The 12,536-nt window shown below is 71.4% G+C and carries 8 protein-coding genes; 3 read left to right on the plus strand and 5 right to left on the minus strand.

Annotated elements, in window-relative coordinates; genetic code table 11:
* Nucleotides 1–7 precede the first annotated feature (7 nt).
* Nucleotides 8–961 (minus strand): SPFH domain-containing protein, encoded by a 954-nt coding sequence (locus tag AC07BF_RS05850; RefSeq protein ID WP_363586310.1) that lies wholly within the window; start codon nt 959–961, stop codon nt 8–10.
* Between the two features lie 178 nt (nt 962–1,139).
* Between AC07BF_RS05850 and AC07BF_RS05855 the strand changes: the two genes are divergently transcribed.
* Complete coding sequence (locus AC07BF_RS05855; protein ID WP_363586311.1) at nt 1,140–1,766, plus strand: TetR/AcrR family transcriptional regulator; 627 nt, start codon at nt 1,140–1,142, stop codon at nt 1,764–1,766.
* Nucleotides 1,767–1,809: 43 nt separating this feature from the next.
* Nucleotides 1,810–3,315 (plus strand): MFS transporter, encoded by a 1,506-nt coding sequence (locus tag AC07BF_RS05860; protein WP_478333019.1) that lies wholly within the window; start codon nt 1,810–1,812, stop codon nt 3,313–3,315.
* Between the two features lie 80 nt (nt 3,316–3,395).
* On the opposite strand, the gene AC07BF_RS05865 is transcribed toward AC07BF_RS05860, so the two are convergent.
* The 4 genes from AC07BF_RS05865 to AC07BF_RS05880 all read right to left on the minus strand — a co-directional run bounded on the left by AC07BF_RS05865 (nt 3,396) and on the right by AC07BF_RS05880 (nt 10,315).
* On the minus strand, nt 3,396–4,499 hold the full coding sequence (locus AC07BF_RS05865; protein ID WP_363586313.1) for a zinc-binding dehydrogenase: 1,104 nt from the start codon (nt 4,497–4,499) through the stop codon (nt 3,396–3,398).
* Nucleotides 4,499–5,311, minus strand: coding sequence for a phytanoyl-CoA dioxygenase family protein (locus tag AC07BF_RS05870; RefSeq protein WP_363586314.1), 813 nt, complete (start codon nt 5,309–5,311; stop codon nt 4,499–4,501). Before AC07BF_RS05870 ends, AC07BF_RS05865 begins: the two co-directional genes overlap by 1 nt.
* A 60-nt stretch (nt 5,312–5,371) precedes the next feature.
* Nucleotides 5,372–6,349: a TauD/TfdA dioxygenase family protein gene (locus tag AC07BF_RS05875; RefSeq protein ID WP_363586315.1), complete on the minus strand. Its 978-nt coding sequence runs from the start codon at nt 6,347–6,349 to the stop codon at nt 5,372–5,374.
* A gap of 72 nt (nt 6,350–6,421) precedes the next feature.
* The gene (locus AC07BF_RS05880) at nt 6,422–10,315 is read right to left on the minus strand and encodes an amino acid adenylation domain-containing protein (RefSeq protein ID WP_478333020.1); all 3,894 of its coding nucleotides are present in this window, start codon (nt 10,313–10,315) and stop codon (nt 6,422–6,424) included.
* Nucleotides 10,316–10,637: 322 nt separating this feature from the next.
* Between AC07BF_RS05880 and AC07BF_RS05885 the strand changes: the two genes are divergently transcribed.
* Nucleotides 10,638–12,524, plus strand: coding sequence for a phosphatidylglycerol lysyltransferase domain-containing protein (locus tag AC07BF_RS05885; protein WP_400985173.1), 1,887 nt, complete (start codon nt 10,638–10,640; stop codon nt 12,522–12,524).
* Nucleotides 12,525–12,536 lie beyond the last annotated feature (12 nt).

The following is a 12,536-nucleotide window of genomic DNA, read 5'->3' on the forward strand; positions in this document are numbered from 1 at the left end:
CCGCGCCTTACTGGTAGAGGGAGCCCGTGTTCACGACGGGCTGGGTGCCCCGGTCGCCGCAGAGCACCACCAGGAGGTTGCTCACCATGGCGGCCTTGCGCTCCTCGTCCAGTTCGACGACGTCGCGCTCGGCGAGCCGGTCCAGCGCCTCCTCGACCATACCGACGGCGCCCTCGACGATCAGCCGCCGTGCCGCGACCACGGCCCCGGCCTGCTGGCGCTGGAGCATCACCTGGGCGACCTCGGGCGCGTAGGCGAGCCGGGTGATCCGGGACTCGACGACCCGCACCCCGGCCGAGACGACCCGGGCCGCGATCTCGGCGGAGAGCATCCGGCTGATCTCCTCCGCGCCGTCGCGCAGCGACAACTGGCCCTCGCGGTGGGCGTCGTACGGGTAGCTGCTGGCGATGTGCCGGACGGCGGTCTCGGTCTGGATGGCGACGAAGTCGCTGTAGTCGTCCACCTCGAACACGGCCTTGGCGGTGTCCTCGACCTGCCAGACCACCACGGCGGCCATCTCGATCGGGTTGCCGTCCGCGTCGTTGACCTTGTTGGTCTCGGTCTCGTGGTTGCGGATCCGGGTGGAGATCCGGCGGCGGCTGGTGAACGGGTTCAGCCAGGTCAGGCCCTCGGCGCGGATGGTGCCGCGGTAGCGGCCGAGCAGCTGGACCACCCGCGCCTGGCCGGGCGAGACCACGGTCAGCCCGCACAGCAGCAGCAGCGCGCCCAGGACGGCCAGCGGCCCGACGGTCAGCAGGGTGATCCCCAGCGCCTTGGACCCGCCGGCCACTTGGAGACCGCCGGCGATGGTCGCCCCGACCCCCGCGAGCAGACCGAGCAGCGTCCCTCCGAGCACCGGCAGCCCCGCGGCACCGGTGATGACCCGCTCGGTGATCTTGGGGGCCGGAAGGTCGAGGACGGGGCCGCCTTCGACGTCGACGGCAGAACGCGGTGTGGCCATGAGACCAGCTCCTCCAGCGAGTGTTTCCGATCCAGCTGTCAAAGTGATATCACTTTTTCTGCGCACCGCGCCAGGGGTTTGGCCGCATCCGCCGGGGTGGCGACCCCGCCGCCAACTCCGGTCGGCGATACGGCAGTTTGATACGCAGCGTATTAAATACATGATGTATCGTTCCCGCGTGGCTCCATCGAAGACTGCTTCCACCGATTCCGGCCGGCCGCCCCGCCGGCGTGCTCACACCCGCGCCCGGCTGCTCGACGCCGCCGGGCAGGTGCTGGTCGCGCGGGGGTACGCGAAGACCACCATCGAGGACGTGTGCGCGGCGGCCGGGTACACCCGGGGGGCCTTCTACTCCAGTTTCGAGAGCAAGCAGGACCTCGTCCTCGCACTGTTCGACCACCACTCCGCGCACCGGCTCGACCAGTTGGAGGGCCTGCTGCACCATCCGGCTCCGGGGGCGGCCCGACGGATCGGGGAACTGCTCCTGGCGGTCGACCCCGACGAACGGGGATGGATCCTGCTCTTCCTGGAGTTCCGGCTCGATGCGGCCCGCAGCCCGGAGCTCAGCGCACGACTCCACGAACACGACAAGGCCGTCACCGGGGCCCTCGCCCGCCTGCTGGAGCGCAACGGCACGAGCGTCGACGCGCAGAGCCTCGCCATGTTCCTGCTCGCCTCCCGCGAGGGCATCCTCGCCCGGACCGCCACGGGCGGACCCGGCAGCGATGAAGCGTGGCGCGCTGCAGTCGACGTAGTCGCCGAACTGCTGCCCACCCTGCTGCCCTCGCTGGAACAGGCACCCTGAGCAGCTCCGCCCACCCCTGCCGCCCGGTCAACTGAGAGGCGTCATGCCCGCAACCGCCCCGTCGGACCCACAGCGCTGGAAAGCGCTGTTATTCATCGGCATCGCCCAGTTGATGGTCGTGCTCGACACGACCATCGTGAACATCGCCCTGCCCTCGGCCCAGCACGACCTCGGCATCTCCGACAGCAACCGGCAATGGGTGATCACCGCCTACTCGCTGGCGTTCGGCAGCCTACTGCTCTTCGGTGGCCGCATCGCCGACCTCACCGGCCGCAGACGCGCGTTCATCGTCGGCCTGCTCGGCTTCGCGGGCGCATCCGCGCTGGGCGGCCTCGCGGTCAGCCCCGGGATGCTGCTCGCCGCCCGCGCCCTGCAGGGCGTGTTCGGCGCACTGCTCGCCCCGGCCGCGCTCTCGCTGCTCGCGGTCACCTTCACCGAACCCAAGGAGCGGGCAAAGGCATTCGGGATCTACGGCGCGATCTCCGGTGCCGGCGGGGCCGTCGGCCTGATCATGGGCGGTGCGCTGACCGAGTACCTGAACTGGCGCTGGGCGCTGTTCGTCAACATCCCGTTCGCCATCGCGGCCGTGTTCGGCGCCGTCACCGTCGTGCGCGAGCCGGCGGGCGCCCGCAACAGCGCCCGGCTGGACCTCCCCGGTGTCATTCTCGCCACCACCGGCCTGCTGTCGCTGGTGTACGGGTTCACCCGTGCCGAGTCCGACGGCTGGACCGCCCCCGTCACCGTCGCGCTCTTCATCACCTCGGTGGTCCTGCTCGGCGTGTTCGTCCTGGTCGAGAGCAAGGCCCCGGCCCCCCTGCTGCCGCTGCGGGTGGTGACCGAACGCAACCGGGGCGGCATCTACCTCTCCCTGGGGCTGGCCGTCATCGGCATGTTCGGGCTCTTCCTGTTCCTGACCTACTACCTGCAGGTCGTGAAGGGCTACACGCCGGTCCGCACCGGATTCGCCTTCCTGCCCATGATCGTCGGCATGGTGACCGGGTCGACGCAGATCGGCACCCGGCTGATGACCCGCCTGCCGCCCCGGCTCCTGATGGGTCCGGGCTTCCTGACCTCGGCCCTCGGCATCGCGCTGCTCACCCAGATCAAGGTCGACAGTTCGTACGTCGGCCTGATTCTGCCCGCACAGGTGCTCCTCGGCCTCGGCATGGGCACGGCGTTCATGCCCGCCATGAGCCTGGCCACCCGCAGCGTGCAGCCGCAGGACGCCGGCGTGGCCTCCGCCATGGTCAGCACCTCCCAGCAGGTCGGCGGCTCCATCGGCACCGCTCTGCTGAACACCATCGCGGCCGGTGCCACCACCAACTGGCTCGCCGAGAAGGCCCGTTCAGGCGCCGACCCGGCCAAGCTGGCCAACGCGGCGGCCGTACACGGCTACGCCACCGCGATCTGGTGGGCTGTCGGCATCCTCGCCGCGGCCGCGGCCGTCGCCTTCCTCCTCATCAACGCCAGGCAGCAGAACGGCGGTACGGGGTCCGACGGCACCGAGGCCGAGAAGGCCGACGCCGTCCCGACGGCGACCCCCCACTAGGGCGTGCCCGGCCGCCGACATGCGTGCGGAGCCGCCGGACGGGGTCCGGCGGCTCCGCACGCTTACCACCTCGCACACACCTACGGGTTCGTGAGGACCGCCTTCATCACCGAACCGTCCGCCACGGCCGCGAGCGCGGTCCCGTGGTCGTGCAGCGGGTAGGACGACACCAGGCTGCCCAGGTCGAAGCGGGCCGTGAGGGCGGGCAGCAGGCGTACGTACTCGACGAGGTGCGCGCCGGTGAACGCCCAGGATCCGACGACATCGAGCTGCCGGTACACGATCTGGTGCGGGTTGAACAGGGTGTCGCCTGCGTCCGTGTACTGGCCGATGACCAGGTAGGAGCCGCCCCGGCGGGCGAGGGTGAGGCCCTGCGCGACCGCCCCGGGCACGCCCGCACACTCGATCACGAGGTCGGCCCCGGTTCCTCCGGTTTCCGCGCGGACCCGGTCCAGGACGGCCTCGGCGTCGCCGGGCGCGGTGATGTCGAGGTGCACGTCGCCGATGCCGGCGGCGGCAGCGAGGGCCAGTCGGCTGTCGGGACCGCCCACCAGAATGACCTTGGCAGCCCCGGCAAGCCGGGCGAACGCGGCGGCCGCGAGGCCCACCGGACCACTGCCCTGGACCACGACCGTCTCGCCGAGGCGCACCGGCCTGCGCTCGAGGAGGGCGTGCACCACGGTCGGCCCCGCGCAGGCCAGGGACATGGCGGCGAGCGGGTCGATGCCGTCGTCCAGCTTCACGACGGTGGTGCCGGCCTGCAGCACGATGAACTCGGCCCAGGCGCCCGAGAGCTCGGGACCGTCGGTGGTGGAGCGGTTGACCCCGTAGGTGCGGCGGTTCTCGCACAGGGTCGGCTCACGGTGCAGCCGGCACGGGACGCAGGAGCCGCAGGCGATCGAGGACGCCCACATCACGGTGTCGCCGGTTTGCAGTGCGGTTCCCGTGGCATCGTGTCCGGGGGCGCCCGGACCGAGCTCGTGGACGGTGCCGAGGCCTTCGTGGCCGAGGACCAGCGGGGTGGGGATCGGCAGATGGCCCTGCTGGAGATGGAGGTCGGTGCCGCAGATACCGCCGTGGCGGCAGGCGACGAGCATCCCCCCGACCGGGGCGGGCGGGACCTCGTACTCCCGCAGCGCGAGCGGCCGGCCGAGCTCCTCCAGGACGACGGCCTTCCCGCGCATCACGCCGACACCCCTTCGAGGGCGTCGAGGAAGGGGGCGTCGAGGATGCGCAGGGGCCCGGTGTCCCGGCACACGACGTAGTCGGGGCGCGGCTCACCGGTCCAGCTCGGCAGGTTGGCGGTGTCGTTGTAGGTGGCGATGAGCAGTCGGCGTGGGAAGGGCGACATGTTGGGTGCGGAGCCGTGCACGATCTCGGGCGAGAAGAAGACGAGGGAGCCGGCCGGGCCCTTGGGGCTGACCATGCCGCGCTCGGCGACCAGGGTGGAGAGCTGGTCGGGAGTCAGCGCGATGTCCTCCGGGTCCAGGTGCTGGGCGGACTTGGCCTCGGCCGTGCGGCTGCCGCGCACCGGGCCGTAGCGGTGCGATCCGGACACGAAGATCACGGGGCCGTTGAACTCGTCGACGGCGTCGAGGAAGACACCGACGTTGACCTGGAGCGGGGCGGGCAGCCGGTCGGCGAGGCGCCAGGCGACGTAGTCCTGGTGCCAGGACCACTTCTCGCCGCCGAACGCCGGCTTGGCGTTGATCTTGAGCTGGTACACGTACACGTCGTCCGTGAGCAGCTGCCGCACCGGCACGAGCATCCGGGGGTCCCGGATCAGCCCGGCGTACTCGGGCTGCCGGTGGTGCGAGGCGTACACCGCGCGCACCTCGTCCCGGGACTCCTCCCTGATCACCTGCGGACCGTGAACGCGGCAGTCGCGCTGGAACGCGGCTCGAAGCCGTTCCACCTCCCGGTCGTCCAGCACGGACTCCACGAGGAGGAATCCGTCCTCGTGGTATCGGGCGATCTGTTCTTCGCTGAGACGCATGGGTGTTCCTCCGTATGACGTGAGTGGCGGGTGCGGGGCGTGCCAGACCGAGTGCTCAGGTCAGAACGGCCGGTCGCCGGCGATCGCGGTCCGGTCCACGACCCGGCGGTTCGGGTGGTAGTCCGAGGTGGCGTAGTGCTGCACGGCCCGGTTGTCCCAGAAGGCGATGGACTTCGCCTCCCAGCGGAAGCGCACCTGGTATTCGGGGTACTCCAGCTGGCGGAAGAGGTGGGCCAGCAGCTCCTCGCTCTCGTCCGCCGGCAGGCCCGCGATGTGGGTGGTGAAGATCGACGTCAGGAACAGTGTCTTGCGCCCGGTCTTCGGGTGGGTGCGCACCAGCGGGTGTTCCACCGGCGGGTAGACCCCCTGGAAGTGCGCCCGCTGCTCGTCGGTCATCAGCTCACGGTAGTTGGCCGACGGGGTGAAGTCGTTGACCGTCTTCAGCCCGTCGATGCGCGCCTTCACCTCGTCCGGGAGGTTGTCGTACGCGGCGGCCGCATCCGTGAACAGGGTGTCTCCGCCGCCCCCTTCGGGCAGTTCCACCATGCGCAGGACGGCGCCGAGCGGGGGGCGCTCGATCCACGGGAAGTCGTAGTGCCAGACGTTCTCGAAGCCGGGGTTCTGCTTGCCCTTCTCCAGTCGCACGACGTCCTCTCCGGTACCCGCCGGCAGGAACGGGTGCCCCTCGATCGCGCCCCATCGGCACGCGAAGGCCCGCTGCTGCTCGGCGGTGAGGTCCTGATCGCGGAAGAACAGCACCTTCCATTCGAGCAGGGCCCGGTCCAGCTCGCCGAACGCCTCGTCGCTCAGCGGGGTGCGCAGGTCGATGCCGTGGATCTCGGCGCCGATCAGCGGTCCCGACGGACGTACCTCGAAGTGCTCGTACGGGCCGCCCTGCCGGCCCTCCAACAGCCTGCGCAGGAGCCGGGGACCGTGATGGTCCGTCCGGCCCTCGATGCCACGGCGGGCCAGTGACCGTACCTCCGCCAGCGCGGCGTCGACGCCCGTGTGCTCGGGGTGGGTCGGAGTGGTTGTCATGCGGTGGACCTCCTGGTCCTCGGGGCGCGGGTGCGCCGGGGTTGGTGGGGCCGTCGCCTCGGGGCGGGGCCGTTACGCGTCCGCGGACCGCAGCCGCGCGGCGAGGACCGGCCCGATCTCCGCCAGGGCCGACGGCCGCATCATGCGGTGGTGGGTGGCCGGCACGTCGTGGGATTCGACCGCGCCGCCGATGTGGCCCGCCCAGACCGCCGCGGTGCTGCGGCCCGGTTCGTACGGGTCGCCGGGGTCGGACTCCGCGGCCCGGAAGAACAGCAATCCGCCGTGGAACCTGCCGGGCCTGAACCCGGCCATCAGGTCGAGGTCGTTGCGGTAGACGTCGCGGAGCGCGGCCCGGGCCCGGTCGTCCCCGAGGAGGAAATCGTCGTCACCGACCGACTGGAGCAGGGAGCGGCCGAACTCGTCCTCGCTGAACCTGGGCATGTCGGCCCGGAGCCGGTCGTCCACGGGATAGGAGTCCACCATCACGAGCAGGTCGACCACCTTGCCCTCGCGCTCCAGGAGGGTGGCCATGGCGTGGGCCACCAGACCGCCGAAGGACCAGCCGAGTATCCGGTAGGGGCCCTCGGGGCGCACCGCACGGATCTGTGCCACGTAGTCGGCGGCCATGTCCTCGACGGTGGCCGGGAAGCCCGGCGTTTCCCCGGGCCCGCGCCGCGCCTGGAGCGCGTACACGGGCTGGTCGGAGCCGAGGTGCGGCAGGAGTCCCGCGTACGGCCAGCCCATTCCGGCAGCCGGGTGGACGCAGAACAGCGGAGGCCGGGAGCCCTCCGCGCGCAACGGCAACAGGGACTGCGGCGCAGCGCCGGACGAAGGGTCTGCGATCCGCCGGGCGAGCCCGGCCGGGCTCGGGGACTCGAACAGCGCGTGCACTTCCAGCGGCGTGCCGAGCGCGGCCCTGATCCGCGCGACGAGGCGGGCGGCAAGGAGGGAGTGCCCGCCGAGGTCGAAGAAGTTCTCGTCGACACCGACCGCGGGCAACTCCAGTACCTGGGCGAAGAGGCCACACAGGACCCGCTCCTGCTCGGTGGCCGGTTCGCGGGCCGGGGCGCCGCCGGTGAGCCGGGGCTCGGGCAGCGCCCGGCGGTCCAGCTTTCCGTTCGGCGTGAGCGGAAGCTCCGCCAGCTCGACGACGGCCGAGGGCACCAGGTGGGCCGGCAACCTCGCCCGGACGAACTCGCGTACCGCGGCCGTGTCGCACCCCCGCGTCTGCGGTACGACGTATCCGACGAGCCGCCGGTCCCCGGGCCTGACCTCGCGGGCCACCACCTCGGCGTGGACGATACCGGGGCAGGCGGCGAGGGCCGACCTGATCTCGCCGGGCTCGATCCGGAATCCACGGATCTTGATCTGGTCGTCGGACCGGCCGTGGTACTCCAGCTGCCCGTCGGGCAGCCAGCGGACCACGTCCCCGGTCCGGTACATCCGGCTTCCCGGCGGCCCGTACGGGTCGGCGACGAACCGTACGGCGGTGAGTCCGGGACGGTTCAGGTAGCCCCGGGCCACCCCGGCCCCGGCGAGGTACAGCTCTCCGCGCACCCCCTCCGGGGCCAGGCGCAGACCGGCGTCCAGGACGTACGCCCTGATGTTGGGGATCGGCCGGCCGATCGGGGCGGCGGGCGGCCACGCGTCGACGTCCGCCGCCAGGGTGTGGGCCGTCACCAGGTGGGTCTCGCTCGGGCCGTAGTGATTGTGCAGCCGACGCCCGGCGCGGCCCCGCACGAATTCGCGTACCTGGCGGCTCGGGGTGAGCGCCTCACCGCCCTGCGCCAGGACCCGCAGCGACGGGATGGTCCACCCCTGGTCGAGGGCCGCCTCGCACAGGGCCTCCAGGACGAGGTTGGGGGCGAAGAGCTCGTTCACGCACTCCGCGTCAAGCCAGGCGGCGAGCAGCTTGGGATCGCACCGGACCTCGTCGGTCGGCACTACCAGGGTCTTGCCGAACAGCACCGCGGACAGGATCTCCTGCACGGACACGTCGAAACTGAGCGCGGTGAACTGGGCGACCCTGGCCCCGGCGGCCGAGGGGAAGGCCTCGTCGTGCCACGACAGGAGGTTGACCATCGCCCGCCCGGACATCACCACGCCCTTGGGCCGGCCGGTGGTGCCCGAGGTGTAGATGACGTACACGGGATGTGCCGGGTCGAGCCGGCCCAGCCGCTGCTCGTCGTCGATCTCCGTGCCGGCCAACTGATCCAGCTCGCCCAGGGTGCCGGACTCGTCGAGGATCAACCGGGGGGCGTCCGTGTGCGGCAGCCGCCGGGCCGTGTCCACAGTCGTCAGCACGACGGCGGGCACGGTGTCGCTCAGCATGAACGACAGCCTCTCGGCGGGATATTCGGGATCAACGGGGAGATAGCAGCCGCCCGCTTTGAGGACGGCGAGGACGGCAACGGCGAGAAGGGCCGAGCGGGGCAACGCGATGGCGACGATCCGCTCGGGCCCGACACCCCGCGAGATGAGGAGCCGGGCGAGCCGGTTCGAGGCGGTATCCAGCTCCCGGTAGGTCAGCGTGGTCTCCGCCGAGACCACGGCCGGCAGGTGCGGGGTGTCCTCGGCCTGCCGGGCGAACAGCTCCGGGAGGCCGGCTTCCGGGTACTTGCGCTCGGGGCCGCCGAGCTCGGTGAGCAACCGGATCCGCTCGCCCTCGGTGAGCAGATCGACGGAGCCGACCCGCGTGTCCCGGTCCGTGCTGAAGGCGCGCAGGAAGCGCAGGAAGCGCGCGTGGTGCGCGGCCAGCTCGTCGGCTTCGTAGCGGGCCGAGTTGGCGACCAGGTCGATGCGCAGCCCCAGGCCGTCCGCGCGGTCGAAGGCCGTGAACGACAGGTCCTCGACGATCCCCTGGGTCAGGTGGTGGGCGGTGGCGGGCCGACCGGCGAAGTGCAGGTCGTAGTCGAAGGCCATGATGTTGACCATGGGACCGGTCCGGTAGCGCCCCGTGTCCGGCAGGCCGAGGTCACGCCCCAGGCGCTCACCCCGGTGACGCTGATGCCGGATCATCTCCCGGAATCCACCGGCGACTTCACGGACGAGCTCGTGCAACGTGAGATCCGGGCGGACCGTGACGCGCAGGGGCAGGACGTTGGAGTACATCCCCGGCGTGGTGCGCGCCGCGGCGTCGGTGCGGGCGGCCATCGGCAGACTCAGGATGACGTCCTGTGCGCCGGAGAGCCGGTGGACCTGGGCGGCCGCGGCCGCGATCACCAGCACGGACCAGTGGGTGCGGGCCGAGCGGGCGGCGGCCTTGAGCTGCTCGGTCTCGGCTACGGAGAGGCTGCCGGTGTGACTGGCCTGTCCCTGCGCGGCGGGCCCGCCCGGCGGTTGGGAGGCGAGGGTGGCGACTTCCGGTCCGTCCGCGAACCGGGCCGTCCAGTACGCCCGGTCCGCCGCACCCCGGCCGGAGGCCTGGTAGTCCGCGTCGTCCGCCAGCATCTCCCGGATGGCCCCGTACCGGCTGGCCGGCAGGGGGAGTCCCGCGATCATGGCGGCGTAGAGCTCGGACACCCGTTGGGCGATCAGCGCGCCCGTGTGCCCGTCCGCGACCGCGTGGTGGGCGCTGAGGTACCAGAAGCTGCGATCCGGCCCCAGGCTGAACAGCGCGTAGGAGAAGAGCGGCCCTCGGGAAAGGTCCATCCGGCGGGACAGGTCGGCCCGCATCCAGGCCCGCGCGGCGGCCGCGGGGTCCGGTTCGCCACAGACGTCGAGGACCGGGAACTCCCAGTCGGAGAAGGGGGTCACGCACTGCCGGGGCTCACCGTCCTCCTCGACGAACAGGGCGTGCATCGGGACGGCCTCCGCGACGGCCTGCCGCACCGCCTTTTCGAAGACTCGCCGGTCGATGGCGCCCTGGAGTTCCAGGTATTCACCGATGCGCTGCTGTGGAGCGGTCGGATCGACCTGTTCGGCCAGCCACATCTCACGCTGGGCCGTTGACACGGGAAGGCGCATGTCGCCGGATCCTGACCCTGACACTTCTCTCACACTCCTCATGGTGCGCACCGGCCGGCGGATTCCCGCCGAATACAAGGACGGAATGTGGAGGACGCGCGGAAAATTCGGGAAGCAACGGGAAGAAAAGCGCATCGTCGCGATCCCGACCGGACAACCCGGCTCCGCCTGACTCCACTGCGAGAAGAATGCTAGACGCGGGCGCTAAACCTCCACATGCACACCACTTGCATTTCACTCCGCTAAAGCGCCCCTTAATCCCGCCGAATCTCATTCTTCAGGATGACTGAAATCCTCTGATCCGGCTTTAGATTCGCGCTCTATGAACAATCCAGCGCCTCCCCGCCCGGGTCCGGCTACGAGTCGTCGCCCGGCAGCGCACACCCTTCGCGACCTGGCCACCCCGGCGCCCCGGCCGCGTGTCCCCACCCTCGCCGCGTACGCCTGCCTGCTGATCGGGCTGATCGACCTCGCGTCCGCCGTCTTCCCCGGCTTCCGCCACAGTCGGGTGCGCCTGCTGGCCGGTCAACTGCCCGGTGGCACCACCACGGTGACCGCGGTCGGCTCGCTGATGGTCGGCGTACTGCTCGTGCTGCTGGCGCACGCGCTGCGCCGCCGCAAGCGGCGGGCCTGGCGGGCGGTGGTCGTGCTGCTCCCGGTGGGCGGGCTGCTGCACCTCCTGCGGTGGCACACCACCGCCACCGGTGCGGTGTCGTTCGCGCTGCTCCTGGTGATGCTGCTGTACCGGCGGGAGTTCTACGCGCTGTCCGACCCGCGTACCCGTTGGCGAACGCTGCTGAGCTTCATCGCGGTGGGCGGCGTCTCCCTCGTGCTGGGGCTGCTGATCACCAATGTGCACCCGGACTACGAGGCCGGCTCGCCCTCACTGGAGGAGCGGCTGCGGCACACCGCGTACGGACTCGTCGGAGTCGAGGGGCCGGTGCGCTACACCTCGGATCGGGTCGCGGACCTGGTCGGCTACTCACTCGGCGCGCTCGGTCTGATCACCCTGCTGACCACCTCCTACCTGTTCCTGCGGCCCGAGAAACCGCTGGCGGAGCTCTCCGCGGACGACGAGGCCCGGGTACGTGAGCTGCTCGAACGGCACGGGGCGCGCGACTCGCTGGGGTACTTCGCGCTGCGGCGTGACAAGAGCGTGCTGTTCTCGCCGACCGGCAAGGCCGCCATCGCCTACCGCGTCGAGTCCGGTGTGATGCTCGCCTCCGGCGACCCCATCGGCGACGTCGAGGCCTGGCCCGGAGCGATCAAAGCGTTCATGGACGAGGCCAGGCGGCACGCCTGGGTGCCCGCCGTGATCGGGTGCGGCGAGACCGGCGGCGAGGTGTGGACGCGCGAAGCGGGACTGGACGCCCTGGAGTTGGGTGATGAAGCGGTCGTGCACACGGCCGACTTCTCACTGAGCGGGCGGGTCATGCGCAATGTGCGCCAGATGGTCAAACGCGTCGAGCGCAACGGCTACTCCTGCAAGGTCCGCCGGGTCCGCGATCTCGACGACGCGGAGCGGGCGCGGATCGCGGCCGCAGCGGCCCGCTGGCGCGGCACCGACATCGAGCGAGGTTTCTCCACCGCCCTCGGCCGCTTCGGCGACGTGGAGGACACCGGCTGCGTGGTGGTCACCGCACACCACTCCCCGGACGTCGGATCGGGCGAGGCGGGCGGGAAGCCGGAGGCCGACGACCTCGCCGCCGTGCTGCACTTCGTACCCTGGGGCCCCGAGGGAATCTCGCTGGAACTGATGCGCCGGGACCGCGCCGCCGACCCCGGCCTCAACGAGCTGCTGATCGTCGCCGTTCTCCAGGCGGCGCCCGCACTCGGGATACGCCGGGTCTCGCTCAACTTCGCGATGTTCCGCTCAGCCCTGGCCCGGGGAGAACGGCTCGGCGCGGGACCGGTGTTGCGGGCCTGGCGGGGGCTGCTCGTACTGCTCTCGCGCTGGTTCCAGATCGAGTCGCTGTACAAGTTCAACGCGAAGTTCCAGCCGGAGTGGGTGCCGCGCTTCCTGGTCTTCCCGCACACCCGCGATCTGCCGCGGATCGGGCTCGCGGCGATGCGGGCGGAGGCCTTCATCACCCTCGGCCGGCCCCAGTGGGGCCGCAAGCCGCTGCGGCAGGGGCTCGCCGGGGCGGGAGCCGGTACGGCTCGTCCGGCCCCGCGAGCGGAGCGCGTCGCGGGGCCGGACGAGCCGTAGGGATGCGGTCAG

Source organism: Kitasatospora sp. NPDC043950, assembly GCF_056435345.1.